Here is a 17,976-nt window from a genome sequence, read left to right as displayed (position 1 = left end):
ATTATGTAATATATAGAATTCTTGGTAATTAATAAAATGTAGACAATATCTCGAAAAAGGAAGTAATAATAATGAATATTGCAGCTATATTTGCTGGTGGGGTTGGTACCCGCATGCACTCAAAAGAACTGCCTAAGCAATTCTTAAAAATCCATGATAAGCCGATTATAATTCATACCTTAGAATTATTTGAGGATAATCCCGAAATAGACATGATTGTGATTTCTTGTGTTGAAAATTGGATTGGATATTTAAATGAATTAATTAAAAAATACAATCTACGAAAAGTTCAAAAAATAGTAAAAGGTGGCAAAACGGGGCAAGAATCTATTTTTAATGTGCTTAAAGCAGCGGAAGAATTAGGCAATAGAAAAGAAGATATTGTCCTTATTCATGATGGCGTTCGCCCATTAATCAACCAAAAAACTATTTATGACAATATCGCTTCAGTTAAGAAAAATGGTTCGGCAATTACGTCTGTTAAAGCTAAGGAAACAATTTTAATTGTTGATAAAGACGAGGCAATTTCAGAAGTTCCAAATAGAGCTCATTCACGTTTAGCGAGAGCACCACAAAGTTTTTATTTAAATGATATTTTAACAGCACATGAACAAGCAATCGCAGAGAAGAAATTTGATTTTATTGATTCATGTTCAATGATGCAATATTACGGGAAAAAATTATATTTGGTTGATGGACCGCAAGAAAACATAAAAATTACAACCCCGGATGATTTCTATACTATGCGTGCCTTACTAGATGCTAGAGAAAATGCTCAAATTTATGGAATTGAAGAATGATATGTCTAAAACTTTAGATGGTAATGATAGTTTATTTGTAGCATATCTCACGAATAGCTTATAAAAGGGTTGATAGTACAATACTTATAAGATTGCTATTGATAGTTAATGATAATGGATACTAGTATGAGTTAACGATAATAGTAATATAGGCATATACCATTTGTGGCTTGCTTTTGTTTAGAAATATTCAAAAGATTACCACAAATGGCTTTTTTGTTATTAGTTTAATTCTTGAAAAATATATACCTGTTTATGCTTACAGACTGCAGTGTATTTAATAATGAATGAGGTAATAAAATGACTGAGGTAAGTTTTGATGAAAAAGATATAAAAAATAAGTTAAGTTGGGGTGAATTGAGTAAGTATCGAGGAGACTTATTTGGATTAGCGATTATTCAAATAATGATTTTTCACTATTTTGAAAATTACTTCAACGCGGGCGGTAACACCAGGGTGATTACTCTTATCGGAAAAATATACTATTATATTTTTGGGTCTATTGGTGTCGAAATCTTTTTATTTTTATCTGGAATGGGACTTTATTATTCTTTGACGAAGAATAATAAAGTTAAAGAGTTCTATATACGAAGATTTACTCGTGTCTTACCGACATTTCTTATTGTGTCAGTAGTGTATTATTTCTGGCGAAATTTTATTTATGAGAAGAGGGGAGTTATTGGTTTTCTCCGTGGAGAATTGTTTATTGACTTTGTTAGGGTACATGATACGACATATTGGTTCATATTGCTCATTTTAATAAGGCAGATTGTAAAATTTAAGTTGAACATTTTAGTGGACAGAAAAACCCATAAAGGTCTTTAATGGTGTCGTTACAACATTCCATTAGAAAGAAGGACCTTTATGGGCACCACTATCTTATCATTTTCAGACCGCATTGTCATCGAAACGCTTCGTCATGAAAAGCGATCTCTTCGATATATCGCTGATTACCTGGGCTTTAGTAAGACTACTATCTTTAATGAAATTCACCGGTTAAAGGGTGAATACCATGCGACTAGTGCGCAAGCCGACCACGAAACTAAACTTAGTTATCGTGGTCGTAAATGCTCATTAACGGCTAACCTCAAGCGACTAATCGAAGACAAGATCAAGATTCAGAAATGGTCAATTGAACAAGTAGCCCATGTGGTTAGGATCGCCTACAAGACTATCTATAACTGGGTCGATCAAGGACTTCTAGATATTCGGATGACTGATTTACCTGACCATGGTATTCGTCGTAAGCGTGCTAAAGAAACCCGTGGGACTTTCAGTCATGGTCGTTCGATTGAAGATCGTCCAGCTGAAGCTTCTGATCGTAATATTGCAGGCCATTTTGAAGCTGATACAGTTTTATCTGGCAAGCGCAAAGGTCAAGCAGTAGCCACGTTTGTCGAACGCAAGAGTCGCCTTACTATCGTTAAACGGCTTGGTGGACGAGATAGCACTTCAATGACTAAGGCTATCCTTGAGTTAGCTAATCAATTAGGAACTAATCTCAAGACACTGACGGTTGATCACGGGAAAGAGTTCGCCAACTACCAATCAATTGAGAAAAATACCGGCGTGCCGTTGTACTTTGCCCATGCTTATTCTCCGCATGAACGTGGTAGTAATGAGAATCGTAATCGAGTGTTACGGCGATTTATTCCTAAGGGTCAGCCAATTGAAGAGATTAGTGATGATGAATTGATTCAGATTAACTGGTATCTGAATTCACGGCCACTCAAATGTTTGAACTGGCGAACTCCAATTGAGATCTTTTTGCTTAATCTGCGTCATTAAATTTGTTCAAGTTATTTATTGCAATCTACCATAATGTATCTCGTTTTTCCTTATTTATATCGAACGCTCCTTCCCGATAAAAAACATAGAACATCAGTATTGATGGGGATTTTAAGTGTATGGTTATTGACCGCCATCTTAGCTTATTTTCTGATTCCTGGGCTTTTTGCCAATACAGAAATTTTATATTTGCGAATTCCGATTTTTATTCTGGGCTTATTTTATGCTGATAAGGTGATGAATAATAGTCCTTTAACAAACGTAGAAATACTTTTATTGATAGCAATTGTGGTATTGAAAGTGGCCTTCAATCGAGTAACCATGATTCCTGTAGGAGGACGGATTATGGCAACTCTTTGGAGTTTTCCAATAATGTTTGCTGGGGTGTGGTTATGTAAAAATTTCCTTGTTTACAATAATTATCTGCATCGTTTTGTTCAATGGACAGGGTCACTTTCATTAGAGTTGTATATTATTCATGTTAGTTTGCGAGAAGTGTTTAACGCTTACAATTTTTCCATGGCAATAGGTTGGCATTATATGGTAATGATAGTTATAACATACTTAATTGCCATCTTATTGAAGAAAACAGTAACAAATATCATAAAAAATATATAATACTGTTTTACTAAATGATTGATAAGTGCTTTGACAGAAGATAATTGCAAAATGGTTGGAATGTCTATAATTAGTTAGTTTGCGCTATGGGAAGGATTTTATAGTGGTATTCTTAATATAGACGAGATAATGTGCTAATTATGACAAGTTATTAGTCAGAGAAAGAAAAGAGGATAAAATTAATGCAATCAATTTTAATGCAAGACTTTGAAGAGTTATTACATTCAGAGTTAGACTTAGAGCCATTTCGAGGAAAAATATTCTTTGTAACCGGGGCAACAGGATTAGTTGGCTCCCTGGTTCTTCGCTTTTTAGCATATGCTAATGAGCAACTGGACTTAGATTTAAAATTACTGGCTTTGGTTCGTAATAAGGAGAAAGCACAGCGGCTTTATGCAAAATACAAAACTGCTCCGTTAAAATTTGTTGTAACTGAGTTGGGGCATAGTGACTTACATTTGTCTGAAAAGGTTGATTATGTCATTCATGCGGCAGCAGTAACCGGTTCTAAGCAGATGATTGCCGACCCGGTAGGAACTATTCGAACAGCTTTATGGGGGACTGACGAAGTCCTTCAGGAGGCGGTTAGAAATAATGCTGAGGCGATGGTATATCTTTCTTCAATGGAAGTATACGGCCAACCAGTAGTTACGGGACAGACAACAGAAAAAGATCTAGGGTACGTTGACTTAACCAATATTCGATCCTCCTATCCCGAAGGTAAAAGAATGAGTGAATTAATGTGCAATTCATACGCAGAACAATACGGTTTGCGAGTGATGTCAGCTCGTTTAGCCCAAGTTTTTGGGGCGGGGGTATTGCCAGGGGAAAACAGAGTATTCGCTCAATTCGCCCGCAGTGCAATGAATGGAGAGAATATAGTACTTCATACTACTGGACAATCCGAAGGGAATTATGTGTATGCAACGGATGCCATTAAGGCGATCCTGATACTACTTCAAAAAGGTGAAACTAGGCAGGCATATAATGTTGCTAATGAGGATAGTCACATGACTATCAAAGCGATGGCTGAAATGGTTATGGATAACTTTGGGATTTCAGGAGCACAGGTTGTCATTGATATTCCAAAGGAGAACATGGGCTATGCCCCCGATGTCAAAATGTGGTTGAGTAGTCAGAAGCTCCAGCAACTAGGGTGGAGACCTACTGTTAACCTCAAGGATAGTTACGCACGTCTCATTCAGTGGTTACAGGAAAAAAAGTAGAGTTTATCTGCCTTGTTAAAGTGTATTAATAAAGACTGAGCTGTACAACATAAATATTCATTGGTATTAACGATGGACATCTATGATTAAATGCGGTTCATTTTAGATAACAGGCATAAAACTACAGTAAAGACGGCGTTTTCATGGACAAATAGGGCGAGCGGTGATAATCTTTTTTCTTTCACCACGAATAGTTTTTTCAGAATAATCCAATAGTTCAACATTTGGGTCTGTAATTCCTAAAGCTTTTAGCATTGAATAGTTATCAAGAGACAAAAGCAAAACCTTCTTTCGATTATTTTGTGGTGATTTAATTGTATGACAAGGACCAGCTTTTGGCCCTTATTTTTTACGGTGAATTGTCAAACCAAGTGCAACACTTTATCAAAGAAAACTTCAGTAGCGGTCAAATAATTTAAGACCTTTTTGGGACGAAGATTAAGTTGCTTTTGCCATTCAGCTATCTCTTGATCCGTATAATTATCAAGGTTAGTTCGCTTAGGAAAATATTCACGTAATAAACCATTCATATTTTCATTAGAACCACGTTGTTCTGGTGAATACGGATCAGGCCAGTATACTAACGCCCCTAGGCGTTCAGCTGTTGCATCTAAATCAAGGAATTCTGTTCCATGATCTGGAGTTAGTGAATGAACAAATTCTGGGTCGATACTAGAAAACATGTCAATCAAACCATGATTGATACAGACTGCATCTTTACGAGTAACTCGTTTCATTAACACATACCGACTTTTACGATCAACGGCAGTGATTAGAACTGAATGACTTGTTTTACCTAGGACAGTGTCAATTTCCCAGTCCCCCAGTCGTTTACGTTCATTAATAAAGTTAGGTCGTTCATGAATTGAAATATAGTTAGTTTGTACTTCTTTATGGCTTGGTGTGCCGTGTATGATTTTTATGACGTAGATGGCGTTTAAGTCCGCGATCGTTCTTAGAGCGAAGTGGTTGCCCGAGATTATGTGCATAAAGATGTCGGTAGATAGTAGCGTAACTAACACAAGTAAGACCTTCTAATTCAAAGCGAGCAACGATTTGTTCGGGAAACCAGTTCATTTTTTGAATATAGTAAGCAATCTTATCTCTAAGGGTAGAATCTTGGTCCAAGAGCCGTGGCTTATGACATTTCTTGCGTTTTCTTTCGTAGTTTCTTTGCGCCCGTGAGGGTGAATATTCACCTTTTAAACGTTTGAATTCACGGGAAATGGTACTAGGACTACGGTGTAGTTTGAGTGCAATAGCACGATAAGATATTCCCTGAGCTTGAAATTTAAGCAGCTTTTCTCGTTCAAATATAGTAAGATGATTATAGCTCATAGCGTGTACCTCGTATGTTTTATTTGGTCATTAAACATTGTACCCGCTATGGGTCTTTTTTTGTATTTGTGTTGCACTTAGAGTGTAAATTCACAACAAAAAAATCTGGCATTGGCGCTCACCAATACCAGAAAACCATAGATTGTATATAACTAAGCTTAAATCACCGGCCGGTTAGCCCGCTGTGGTAGCATAACGTTGAAGTCATATTCTGCTAGCTTCTGCAAACCGTGGTCCTGACTGAGATCAAAGTAAGTGGTTAGGCTTTGGGCAATCATCAAGTTGATCTCTTTTTTAGGATCAAACTGAATGACCGCTACCGGGGTATGAGTTCCGTAGGCCAAGCCAACTTCAAAGGCAGTACCTGAATCCATCTCGTTATCGGCTTCTTCTAACTTGTAGTCCGCAATAGCGACGACGATGTCGGCCTGGTAGATGTGGTTGACATCAAGACGGAAGGTAGCATCCTGCCAGCCGAGCGAACCAAATTCTTCCTGCGAATAAGGATGTTTTTCTGGAAGAAAGATCTCACCGATCGTAGGATTTTGCTGGAGAGCAGCGACAACTTGGTTGATACGGGTGCGTTGCCCATCACTGAAAAAGGGAGCAGCTAAGTAAACAGATTTTTGTTGCATAGTATTCAATCCTTATTAATAATTTTACAAGATGTAGTGGGATGTTAAATCCTATCTACAAGATAAAGAATCTTTGCTTTATTTTCAATGGGATTCCTAGTATTATTAGGTATGTTATTGTAAAAAACGACTAGCTAAAATCAAACGAAAGGATGCTTCTATCATTTTGATTACGTTATCAGGGATTATTGGTTCTGGGAAGTCAAGCTTGACCAAGATCTTGTCTGAAGAACTCGGAACCACAGCATATTATGAACCAGTTAAAGACAACCCCGTTTTACCTATCTTTTATAAGGGGAATGAGATTGCTGCCAAGAAACGGGCGGCCGGTGATGCCGAAGCTACCAACCCATACGCATATTTATTGCAAACTTTCTTTTTGAACCGCCGCTTTGCGATGATCAAGAAAGCTATGGAAAATGACAATAATGTCTTAGACAGGTCGATCTATGAAGACGAGATTTTTATGAAAATGAATACCGAACTGGGCAATGCTACCCAGGTGGAATATGACATCTACAAGAGCCTGCTCAATAATATGATGGAAGAACTACCCCTGGCTGCTCACAAGAAATCACCTGACTTGATGATTACGATCAAAGTTTCTTATGAAACCATGCTTAACCGGATCAAAAAGCGGGGCCGGAAATATGAACAGGTGGAATTAGATCCTTCCTTGAGCGACTACTATCACCGTTTGCTGAAACACTATGATATCTGGATGCAAGAATATAGCTACTCACCTTTACTGATCATTGATGGGGACAAGTATGACTTCATGGCTAACAAGCATGACCGGGTGGCAGTCTTAGAAACAATTGAAAATAAATTGGTGGAACTGGGTAATTTGACTGAGGCTGACTTTGCCCGCTACCAACAAAAGCACCAAGAGTTTTTGCAATCTTAAGAAAAATACCTAAGAAAAGAGGGCGGTATTGATGGAAATGTTAGATGTACAGTATAAGAAAGAAGCACGCCATGCTTTAGCATTAATGCTCGGATATATTATTGTTTTTCAGGCAGTAGCTTCCTTTTCATGGCGCCTTTTTTCTTCGATTTCTACTGCGATGAGTTCAGGGATCCCATACTATCTCGGGGTAGCAGCTGGCTTGTTAGTAATTTTCATTGGTACCAGCAAAATTGACCAGCGAGCGATCTGGCAGCAAATTCGAACTATTCCGCGTAAGCCGACTGCCAGAACGATTGTGACTCTTTTAGCCCTGATAATGCTGGCAAATATGTTTTTTGGGATTTGGAGTAACTTGGTTGAGCATATTTTCCAGGTATTTGGTTTGACAACCAGAGCGCAACTAGAAACTGCTTCTGCCAACGGTAAAGATTCACTGTCGATGATTATTTATGTCACTGTGGTTGCGCCAATTTTCGAGGAGTTTATTTTTCGGGGTTACTTGCTCCACTATTTCAGCAAGTACAGCCAAAAGTTAGCTGTGTTTGTTACGGCATTCTTTTTTGGAATCTACCATATGAATATTGCCCAGACACCATTTGCTTTTTGCCTAGGTTTGTTGTTAGCTTATACGGCGCTGACTTACGGTTTGCGGTGGTCGATCTTTGTTCACTTTTGTAACAACGCGTTTGGACAAGTAGTTTCGATCCTTGCTGTTCACTGGGGTGGCGCTGTTAATGCAGTCAGCTCAATGTTTATGCTGGTGATGGCAGTGGGTGGCCTGGTCTTTTTAATTCGCCATGCAAGCCAAATCAAAAGCTGGCTTCAAGCCAACGTTATTCCACCCCACTATCTGACCTGGAGCTTACTTAACTGGCCTGCAGGAGTAGCGTATGTTTTATGTGTCATTTCAATCGTCATGGGGCTAGACAGGATCTAGCATTTGCAGCGGATCGTCCTTGCAGTTTCACTAGAAAACACATATCATAATATTAGAAGGGTTTAATATTAGAGTTATCTAGTCGAGAGGTGAGGATAATGGCTTACATGATGAATTACAAACGTATTTTGGTTGCTGTTGACGGATCCCAAGGGTCACGCTATGCATTGGAAGATGCGGTGAACCTAGTGAAGGGGACCACAACTCGATTAGATGTGTTGCGGGTTTTGGACCTTAATACTCTGGAATATGGGGGCGCTGGTGTAGCCTTGGATGGCGAACGGATTTATGAGATTGAACAAGAAGCCGAACAAGAGATGCTACGCTTGCGGAAGGAAATTGTTGAGGAAAAAGGCCTTGATGATAGCCAAGTTTACGTCCACTTACGCTTTGGCAATCCAAAACGCATTATAGCGCGTGAGTTCCCTCAAGAATACAAGAGTAACCTGATCGTCCTAGGTTATACCGGACGTAACTTTATCGAGCGGGTTATGATGGGGTCTGTCGCTGCTTATGTGACACGCGAAGCACTGTGTGATGTTTTGACCTGCAAAGGAAATAACGAAACTAAATAGTTAGATTGAATGGTGGTTGCCTAAAAAAGGTGAACCACCTTTTTGATTGTAATCATTAAAAACGAGTGAAAAACAGACTAGAAAGAGCTTCTAATAATGAAATCATTAAAAATAATGGCGAAAGAGACAGGAACACGAGTGTTTCGGAGCTTACTTTATTTCTGTAAGTGAAAATTGAAGTATAAACGTTGATTTGACAATGTTTACTTGCATAATTATTTTTAAGTGCAGCTGAAGCAAAGATAAAAAAAGAAAGCGGATTAAATTTATACGCCAAAATTTATGAGAGCGTTTATTATAAATTCCCTTTTATTTAAACTTCACTTTGACACCTAACCAGAAAACGGTTACACTTAAAACTGTTGGAAATGCCGAATGTCTGTTATTTCGGATTACCATAATCGAGTTGGAGCCGCTTTCTTATGATTTATTAGTTTGATATAAAATAATTAAAGATATAGTATGCTTCAGAAATTATTTTTGAGATTTACTCCAACTCAAATACCTTATCTCCTTTGAAAAAACTAGAGGGAGTCATAACGTATGGTAGCGATACGTTATGGCTCCTTTTAGTTTAGGATAAATTTCATGTATAATACTCCTTGTAAGTAAATTTAGGTGATAATGAAAAGAGGTGAACCAATGATTTATTTACGAACACTAACCTTGGTTTTGTTAGCGACAGCGATTGTTGGACACTTGAGTCGGCGGATACGGATTCCGGCCGTAGTGGGGCAGTTGGTTGTCGGTATTATCTTGGGACAAGCTGTTCTAGGCTGGGTTCCCAATGACCAATTTATGCACATCTTTTCCGAAATTGGGGTCATCATCCTGATGTTCATGGCGGGTCTGGAAAGCGACCTAGCTCTTTTGAAGAAATATTTTGTGCCATCTTTGGCGGTGGCGGTTTTTGGGGTTGTCCTGCCAGTATGGCTTGTTTTTGGGTTTGGCTTTTTGTTCAACCTTTCAATCGAAAGTTCTCTGTTTTTAGGTGTGACCTTTGCGGCTACTTCAGTGAGCATCACAGTTGAAGTGCTCAAAGAGATGAATAAGTTGGACACTAAGGAAGGGTCAACCATCTTGGGGGCAGCTGTGATCGATGATATCCTAGCGGTGCTGATCCTGAGTGTCTTGGTTTCAGTTTACGGTAATGTAGGTAGCTCCAGCGGTGGAACCAACAGTATTCTTTTGAACTTAGTGCTACAAGCGGTTTATTTCATTGGGGTCTACGTAATTTTCAAGTGGGTAGCTCCGATTTTGATGTCACTAGGAGAAAAACTCCAGGTACCGGCCTCAGTAGTTTTAATGTCCCTTGTGATGTGCTTGGGGATGGCTTATCTGGCTGATCTGGTGGGCTTAAGTACTGTCGTGGGATCTTTCTTCGCGGGGATTGCAGTTGGTCAAACTGAGTACCGGGCAGAGATTGACCATAATATTATCCCGATCGGGTATGCAGTCTTTATCCCGATGTTCTTTGTTTCAATCGGGTTGAACATGACCTTCCATGGCTTCATCAGTGACCTCAAGTTTACTGTGCCATTGCTACTATTAGCTTTATTCACGAAGTGGTTCGGTTGTGGCCTAGGGGCCCGGTTAACAGGGATGAACTTTGATTCGGCTAGTATTATCGGATCGGGCATGGTTTCCCGGGGGGAGATGGCCCTGATCGTTGCCCAGGTGGGATTCCAAGCCCATTTACTCCATGCAGACTACTATTCAGGGGTAATCATGGTAATCATTCTGACAACCTTGATCGCTCCAGGAATGATCAAGTCGGCCCTGGGTCGGCAAGCCAAGAACATGACACACCAATCTGCCGAAACAACGGAGTAAAGAAGCGTATTTTCCGGGAAATTAGTACGGAAAATACGTTTTTCTATTCGCAGGCAAAAATTAGCGGTATAATTACTTTTTAGATTTAAATAACGCGGAGTGTAAACAAGAAAATGAAAAAGAGTAGACTATTATCGGGAGCTTTTTGGATGATGGCTGGAAGCATCCTCTCCCGTGTTTTAGGAGTTATCTATCTGATTCCATGGTTGATGATGATGGGGAGCGCAGCGCAACAGAATGCTGCCCAGGCCATCTTCAACTCAGCATATAACTTTTATGCGCTCTTTCTTTCCTTAGGGGTCGCTGGGTTTCCAACGGTGATTGCTCGGCAAGTAGCGGCCTACAATGGTGAAAATAAATTTAATAATAGTAAGCGGGTCTTCAAAGTTGCACTCTTCTGCATGCTCTGTACGGGGATCGGCTGTGCCGTCTTGCTCTACGTGTTGGCACCGGTGATCGCTGAACGGAGCGCCGTGGTATCGACCAGTGTTGCTACCAAGGCTATCCGGGTGATGTGTCCCACTTTGGTGATCTTGCCACCAATGAGTTTGACGCGGGGCTTTTTCCAAGGAAATACAGATATGAAACCCTATGGGATCTCACAGTTGTGGGAACAACTAATCCGTATTCTCTTTATTCTGGGGGCGACTTTCTATGTGATGAAAGTCATCCATGGGTCATATATCACGGCGGTTAATTATAGTACCTTTGCTACCTTCCTCGGGGCAGTTGCTAGTTTGATCTATCTGGTGTGGTATTACTGGAAAAAGCGCTCGGAATACCAAGAACTGGCTGCGCAGAGTTTACCGGCAGATAATAATGATCTCAAGCAGATTTTTATTGGTATTCTTAAAGAAGCTATTCCATTCATTTATGTGGGTTCAGCCGTAACGATTGTTCAGTTTATCGATCAGATGACTTTTAAAGATATCGTTGTGAAACTGACGGGGGTTTCTCCCTTCCATGCTCAGGACCTGTATACTTACTTCTCCGCCAACCCTAACAAGATCACAACAGTGGTTGTGGCATTAACAATTGCGGTTGCTGCTTCCTCGCTGCCCCTGCTGGCAGAACAGTCACGGACAGGTAATCGGGAAGGCGTCAGCAAGTTGATCGTCCAAAACATTGAACTGATGGTAGTGACCCTTTTACCAGTCGCCTTCCTGCTTTCTGTTTTGGCATGGGAAGTTAATGGGGTCTTCTATCCTTTCTCCCGCTTAGGGGCTGATTTGATGTCAGTCGCTTTGATTGGAAGTATTGCCTTGGGAGTCTTTACTGACTTCTTTTCGATTGCCCAGTCACTTGGGAACCACCGCCTGGCTGTCCGGACGTTAACCTTAGGGTTGATCCTTAAATTAGCCTTACAGATTCCATTAACCTATATCTGGGGTGCTTTTGGGACAGTATGGGCAACCACGATTACCTTTGCAGCGATTGCAGTGGTCGTCTTCGGTTATGTTTATAGTCATTACCTTGAACCCGGACAATTAGAAGGCGCTTTACAATTGATTTTTATCAATATTGTTTTGGGTGCAGTCGCCTGGCTGACTCACTGGGGCTTAGATCAGGTCTACATTCCGCAAGGCAAACTAGCTGCTTTCTTCTATGCAGCGGTCTTTGGTGGCTTCTTCATGGTGGTTTATGCTTTGATTCTTAATCGGTTTGGGTTCCTTAAGCGGATCTTTGGTTTTCGCCTACCTGGGATCAGGAGCGAACAAAGTACCTCCACTGAACAACGCTCACCACGGGGGCGGCATTTCTAAGTCGCGTTAAAGTTTTAATTGACTTTATTTAGTAATGAACGTATATTAAAAGTAATCATTCTTATCTTGATAGATAAAGTAGTCAAAGTGCTTTATCCATGTCTTTTATACAGGAAAACTGTATTATATAGTGCATGGAGTGGCACTTTTTTTCTTGCTTTTTAAAGGGAGGATAGTTGATGGAAATCACGGAATTTGATACAATCGCCGCTATTTCAACCCCGCCAGGAGAAGGGGCGATTTCAATTGTACGGATGAGCGGGGAAAATGCCGTCAAGATCGCCACCAAGGTTTTCCAGGGGAAGGACCTAACGCAAGTGGCTAGTCACACGATCAACTACGGACATATTATTGACCCGGCATCACACCGTGAAATTGATGAAGTCATGGTTTCGGTACTACGGGGACCAAAGACTTATACCAGGGAAGATATTATTGAAATTAATTGCCACGGGGGGATTGTTTCAACTAATGAGATTTTGCAGTTGCTTTTGCAAAACGGAGCGCGGTTAGCGGAACCTGGTGAGTTTACCAAGCGGGCTTTCTTACATGGCCGCATTGATTTGACCCAAGCAGAGTCAGTGATGGATTTGATTCGGGCCAAGACAGACCGGTCAATGAAAGTTGCTTTGAACCAGTTAGATGGTAATTTGGCTCATTTGATCAATAATTTACGCCAGGATATCCTGGATGTTTTGGCTCAAGTTGAGGTCAATATTGATTATCCTGAATATGACGATGTCGAAACATTGACTACGAAGATGCTTAAAGAAAAAGCACTGGCTGTACGGGACCGTATCAAGCAGTTGGAACAAACGGCTAAACAAGGAAAGATCCTGCGCGAAGGGCTAGCTACGGCAATTGTGGGACGGCCGAACGTGGGCAAGTCAAGTTTGCTGAACCACTTGTTGCATGAAGATAAGGCTATTGTGACCGATATTGCTGGGACCACCAGGGACGTGATCGAAGAATATGTTAATGTCCGTGGGGTGCCGTTGAAGTTGATCGATACGGCTGGAATTCGTGAAACAGACGATAAGGTTGAAAAGATCGGGGTGGAACGTTCCCGGCAAGCGATCGACCAAGCAGATTTGGTGATGTTACTGTTGAACGCTAGCGAACCACTGGCGGCTGAAGACCAAGAATTATTGGCCGCTACGGCGGATAAGAAGCGAATTGTTGTGCTCAACAAAACGGACTTGCCGCAGCAGTTGGATCAAGCTGAGTTGCAGACTTATCTCAAACCAGCAGAAGAAGTCATCGCACTCTCTGTTTTAGCTAATGCAGGGATTGATCAGCTAGAAGAACAAATTGCCAAACTGTTCTTTGGGGGAATCGAAAATTCCCAAACAACGGTCATTGTTACCAATGCCCGCCATGTAGCCTTGCTTAATAAGGCAGAACAATCTTTGACTGCAGTGTTGCAGGGGATCGAAGCAGGAATGCCGGTGGATCTCTGTCAGATTGATATGACAGCTGCTTGGGACAGCCTCGGGGAGATCACTGGGGACTCTTACCAAGACGAGTTGCTAGATCAGCTCTTTAGTCAGTTCTGTTTAGGAAAATAACTTGGAATAAGAGAAAGGAAGATATGCTGGCTTACTAGCCACAAAGAGAATTATGGTTGAATCATTTGGAAAACAATATCAAGGACAAGATTATGATGTTATCGTAGTTGGGGCCGGTCATGCTGGCTGTGAAGCGGCGCTAGCGGCTGCCCGGATGGGAAATGAAACCCTGCTGATCACTATTCAGTTGGAAATGACTGCTTTCATGCCATGTAATCCTTCTATTGGGGGCCCAGCTAAGGGAATTGTAGTTCGCGAAGTAGACGCACTTGGGGGCGAAATGGGGCGTAACATTGACAAGACATACGTCCAAATGCGGATGCTGAACACTGGTAAAGGACCAGCAGTTCGCGCATTGCGGGCTCAAGCAGATAAGCGTTTATATTCTGAAGAAATGAAGCATACGTTGGAACGTCAAGAACATCTAACTCTCCGGCAGGGAATCGTTGACGACCTGATCGTTGAAGATGGGGTCGTCAAGGGTGTGATCACTAATACTGGGGCCCGTTATGGTGCGAAAGCGGTCGTTTTAACAACCGGGACAGCAGCCCGGGGCCGGATCATCATTGGGGAATTGCGGTATTCTTCTGGTCCTAACAACACCCAAGCAGCGGTTGAATTGTCGAAGAACTTGGAAAAGCTGGGCTTTGAGCTCAAGCGGTTCAAGACGGGGACCCCACCACGGGTTGACGGGAATACAATTGATTATAGTAAGACCGAAGAACAGCCTGGGGATGCAGACGTCAACCACTTTAGCTTTGAAACCTCGGATGAGGACTACCTCACAGTTGAACAGCAACTGTCATGCTGGTTGACATATACTAACGAAAAAACCCACGAGATCATCAATAGCAACCTGGATCGTGCTCCGATGTTCTCGGGTGTGATCGAAGGGGTTGGGCCCCGTTACTGCCCATCAATCGAAGATAAGATTGTTCGTTTTGCTGATAAGCCTCGCCACCAGTTGTTCTTGGAACCGGAAGGACGAAACACAGATGAGTACTATGTTCAAGGCTTGTCCACTTCAATGCCAGAAGAAGTCCAACAACAGATGGTGCATTCGATTTCAGGTTTGGAAAACGCGCAGATGATGCGACCAGGCTATGCGATCGAGTATGATATTGTTGCTCCATACCAGTTGCGCCCAACATTAGAAACCAAACTCATCCGTGGGCTGTACACTGCTGGTCAAACTAATGGGACTTCAGGGTACGAAGAAGCAGCTGGTCAAGGGATCATTGCCGGAATTAACGCGGGCCGCCATGCGCTGGGTAAAGAAGAAATCGTCCTCAAGCGGTCTGATGCCTATATCGGGGTTATGATCGATGATCTGGTAACCAAGGGAACTAACGAACCATACCGGTTGTTGACTTCACGGGCTGAATACCGGTTGATCTTGCGCCACGACAATGCTGACTTACGGTTGACAGATTTAGGTCATAAAATTGGTTTGATTTCTGATGAACGCTACCAAGCTTTCGAAGCTAAGAAAGCAGCGATTGCAGCCGAAGAAGCACGGTTAGCAACAATTCGGTTAACACCAAACACTCCTGGTATCAATGACTACCTTGAATCCCATGGTGATCGTCCGTTGAAGGATGGGGTGTTAGCTAGTGACTTCTTGCGGCGCCCATATGCAAGTTACAAGGATTTGTTACAGTTCATCCCGGCTCCAACAGAACCTTTGGACCGGCGGGTGATTGAACAGATTGAGATCCAGTTCAAGTATGCTGGCTACATCAAGAAGGAAGAAGAAAAGGTTGCCAAGCTCAAGCGGATGGAAGCTAAGAAGATTCCGGCTGACATTGATTATGCCAAAATTGATGGCATTGCGACAGAAGCACGGCAAAAGTTTGAAAAGATCCAGCCAACTACCCTCGCACAAGCAGGCCGGATCAGTGGGGTTAACCCCGCTGACTTAGCCATCCTGGCAGTTTATATCCAAGAGGGCCGGATTGCCAAAAAACAGGCTGAATAATATTTCATGTAAATAAGAACTAACAAGCAGCTATGGGGGACTATTTCCTAGCTGCTTGTTTTTTTATAACGGAAAATTAGGTGAAGATCGATGTTGTAACCTACTAAATGAGGGTAAAGTATAGTACAATGAAAATAGATTGCTCTAAAAGTACCAGCTAGTTAGCATGGTGCTTAATTTTTAGATAGTAGCGGAAGGAGGATATCATGGAAAAGCTAGAGAAGCGGCAATTAGTCCGTGATGTGTCACGGGGAGCCCTGGGCTCAGTGGGATTGTCGATCTATATTCTAGCGGATTCATTTTTCGTGGCGAGAAGTTTAGGCGTACTCGGTGTTTCAGTAATGAGTCTGACGATGCCATTGTTTAACCTAATGGAGGGGTTAGGACTCTTATTGGGAATGGGGGGCGCAACGCTTTTCATCATTGATAAAATCCAAGAGCCGTCTAATTCTAAAAAAGTTTTCCCACAGATCTTTAGAATTGGATTGATTTTAGGCTTATTTTTTATGGCGCTCGGGCTAACATGTCCCCGGCAAATTGCCCAACTCTTAGGGGCAAACCAGGCAGTGTTGGCGATGACGACGGAGTATACGCGGATCATCCTCTTAGGTGGACCGGTGTTTGTACTCAACAATTTCTTTTTAAGTTTCGTGCGTAATGACCGCGATACCTTTTTGGCAATGGTGGCGATGTTGGTTTCAAGTATTTGGAACGTAGTAGCCGATTGGCTCTTCATCCTCGTCTTTAAGTGGGGGATGCTAGGGGCTGGTTTAGCGACTACATCAGCACCATTGATCAGTATCCTCATCATGTCGGTTCACTGGTTCAATGGTAAGAGCTCCTTGTCGTTCAAGCCGGCGGGCTTCCGTCTGTCCAATATTCGGTACACATTGGAATTGGGCTTGCCATCATTTTTGATGGAGATGAGTAACGGTTTTACTATTTTTATTTTTAACAAGGTAATCCTGGCGGTTAGCGATGAATATGCGGTTGCTGCCTACGGGGTGATCACCAACGTATTGCTGGTGGCCCTGGCTCTTTTTACCGGGACTGCCCAGGGGATCCAGCCTTTTGTCAGCAAAGAGTTTGCACAGCGCCAGTTCAAACGGGCGTTTCAAGCGTTACACTTGGCGATTCGGGTCGCCTTAGGAATTGGCTTGGTGATCTATGTCGGTGCTGTTGTATTTAGAGGACCGATTGTTGCTGCTTTTAACGAACAAGGCAACCCAGTTGTGGCTAGTTTGGCGACTAAGGGGATGGGAATCCTCCTCATTAGCCTATTCTTCTCGGCTATCAACAATCAGCTGATCATTTTCTTGGCTTCATGTGATGCTACCAAGCAAAGTATCAGTCTGGTCTTGTTTAGAGGGTACCTGTTGGTATTCCCAATTCTTTTACCGTTGGCATTTTTCTTCAAAATGTCAGGTGTCTGGGTGGGCTTACCTTTGATCGAAATTATTTCCTTGGTAGTCGGACTGAGCCTAATTAAACGCCTCCGGCAAGTTATCAAGAATAAGTACAACGGACAAAAAGGTCGGTTGAAGCAAATAGATTAGTTATAACAAATAAATAATCCCGTAGTTACACGGTGGCTTGCTATGTAACTACGGGATTTTTGTTGCTATTTTTTGTTTGGCTTTTGGACTAATTGGGCTTTACGTTGCTGTAATAATTGCCGCCGTAGGGCTCTTTTTTCCTGCCAACGTTGACGCCAATCGTGGAACCAGGCTTTGAGTTTAGCAGCCAGAAACCACAGGGGGGTAAATAAACAAGATAAGAAGCCAGATAATAAGATAAACATGCCTACGAACAATAATAGCTGCGTTCGTGCGTCAAAATGAAACCAATTATGATGGTGAACATAAATAACTAACCCCATTAAGGGAAGTAAGAAGCCACAGCCGGTTAAAAATAAATTGCGAAAATACCGTCGCACGATGGTCACTTCCTCACCAAGAACTATTTTTACCAATAATATAACAGAAACTCACCTTTTAATGTGTAAAA

At 41.7% G+C, this 17,976-nt stretch carries 15 protein-coding genes and 1 pseudogene; 13 read left to right on the top strand and 3 right to left on the bottom strand.

The window, feature by feature from the left end; translation table 11 throughout:
• Positions 1–68 precede the first annotated feature (68 nt).
• The 5 genes from V3C97_RS06985 (at position 69) to V3C97_RS06965 (ending at position 4,432) form a co-directional block, all read left to right on the top strand.
• A complete protein-coding gene (locus tag V3C97_RS06985; protein WP_338434557.1) occupies positions 69–800 on the top strand; it encodes an IspD/TarI family cytidylyltransferase in 732 nt (243 codons plus the stop codon).
• Between the two features lie 300 nt (positions 801–1,100).
• A complete protein-coding gene (locus tag V3C97_RS06980; RefSeq protein ID WP_338434098.1) occupies positions 1,101–1,625 on the top strand; it encodes an acyltransferase family protein in 525 nt (174 codons plus the stop codon).
• A gap of 39 nt (positions 1,626–1,664) precedes the next feature.
• On the top strand, positions 1,665–2,588 hold the full coding sequence (locus tag V3C97_RS06975) for an IS30 family transposase (RefSeq protein ID WP_003709292.1): 924 nt from the start codon (positions 1,665–1,667) through the stop codon (positions 2,586–2,588).
• A gap of 102 nt (positions 2,589–2,690) precedes the next feature.
• A complete protein-coding gene (locus V3C97_RS06970) occupies positions 2,691–3,206 on the top strand; it encodes a hypothetical protein (RefSeq protein ID WP_338434097.1) in 516 nt (171 codons plus the stop codon).
• A 182-nt stretch (positions 3,207–3,388) separates the two neighbouring features.
• Entirely contained in the window at positions 3,389–4,432 is a 1,044-nt protein-coding gene (locus V3C97_RS06965; protein WP_338434096.1) for an NAD(P)-dependent oxidoreductase, read from the top strand.
• Positions 4,433–4,794: 362 nt separating this feature from the next.
• On the opposite strand, the pseudogene V3C97_RS07830 reads toward V3C97_RS06965, so the two are convergent.
• Both V3C97_RS07830 and V3C97_RS06950 read right to left on the bottom strand, forming a co-directional pair.
• Positions 4,795–5,770, bottom strand: a pseudogene (locus V3C97_RS07830) (IS30 family transposase).
• A gap of 158 nt (positions 5,771–5,928) precedes the next feature.
• The gene (locus tag V3C97_RS06950) at positions 5,929–6,405 is read right to left on the bottom strand and encodes a nucleoside 2-deoxyribosyltransferase (RefSeq protein WP_338434094.1); all 477 of its coding nucleotides are present in this window, start codon (positions 6,403–6,405) and stop codon (positions 5,929–5,931) included.
• A gap of 166 nt (positions 6,406–6,571) precedes the next feature.
• Between V3C97_RS06950 and V3C97_RS06945 the strand changes: the two genes are divergently transcribed.
• The 8 genes from V3C97_RS06945 (at position 6,572) to V3C97_RS06910 (ending at position 17,525) form a co-directional block, all read left to right on the top strand.
• On the top strand, positions 6,572–7,312 hold the full coding sequence (locus V3C97_RS06945; RefSeq protein ID WP_180848743.1) for a deoxynucleoside kinase: 741 nt from the start codon (positions 6,572–6,574) through the stop codon (positions 7,310–7,312).
• Positions 7,313–7,343: 31 nt separating this feature from the next.
• Positions 7,344–8,252, top strand: a complete 909-nt coding sequence (locus tag V3C97_RS06940) for a CPBP family intramembrane glutamic endopeptidase (RefSeq protein ID WP_180848742.1) — start codon at positions 7,344–7,346, stop codon at positions 8,250–8,252.
• A gap of 98 nt (positions 8,253–8,350) precedes the next feature.
• On the top strand, positions 8,351–8,827 hold the full coding sequence (locus V3C97_RS06935; protein WP_009551258.1) for a universal stress protein: 477 nt from the start codon (positions 8,351–8,353) through the stop codon (positions 8,825–8,827).
• 642 nt (positions 8,828–9,469) lie between these two features.
• Positions 9,470–10,660, top strand: a complete 1,191-nt coding sequence (locus V3C97_RS06930) for a cation:proton antiporter (RefSeq protein ID WP_338434093.1) — start codon at positions 9,470–9,472, stop codon at positions 10,658–10,660.
• Positions 10,661–10,773: 113 nt separating this feature from the next.
• On the top strand, positions 10,774–12,423 hold the full coding sequence (locus V3C97_RS06925) for a polysaccharide biosynthesis protein (RefSeq protein WP_338434092.1): 1,650 nt from the start codon (positions 10,774–10,776) through the stop codon (positions 12,421–12,423).
• Positions 12,424–12,602: 179 nt separating this feature from the next.
• Entirely contained in the window at positions 12,603–13,991 is a 1,389-nt protein-coding gene (gene mnmE / locus V3C97_RS06920; RefSeq protein ID WP_338434091.1) for a tRNA uridine-5-carboxymethylaminomethyl(34) synthesis GTPase MnmE, read from the top strand.
• Between the two features lie 52 nt (positions 13,992–14,043).
• Positions 14,044–15,969, top strand: coding sequence for a tRNA uridine-5-carboxymethylaminomethyl(34) synthesis enzyme MnmG (gene mnmG / locus V3C97_RS06915; RefSeq protein ID WP_338434090.1), 1,926 nt, complete (start codon positions 14,044–14,046; stop codon positions 15,967–15,969).
• Positions 15,970–16,175: 206 nt separating this feature from the next.
• Positions 16,176–17,525 carry an MATE family efflux transporter gene (locus V3C97_RS06910; protein ID WP_338434089.1) on the top strand — a complete coding sequence of 450 codons (1,350 nt, stop codon included), beginning with the start codon at positions 16,176–16,178 and terminating at the stop codon, positions 17,523–17,525.
• 65 nt (positions 17,526–17,590) lie between these two features.
• Here the strand turns inward: V3C97_RS06910 and V3C97_RS06905 are convergent, their stop codons facing one another.
• Positions 17,591–17,905: a hypothetical protein gene (locus V3C97_RS06905; protein WP_283147200.1), complete on the bottom strand. Its 315-nt coding sequence runs from the start codon at positions 17,903–17,905 to the stop codon at positions 17,591–17,593.
• Between the last annotated feature and the right edge of the window lie 71 nt (positions 17,906–17,976).

The sequence above is a fragment of the Ligilactobacillus saerimneri genome (genome assembly GCF_036689625.1).
Classification (GTDB): domain Bacteria; phylum Bacillota; class Bacilli; order Lactobacillales; family Lactobacillaceae; genus Ligilactobacillus; species Ligilactobacillus saerimneri.
This window is presented reverse-complemented; position numbering and strand designations above follow the sequence as displayed.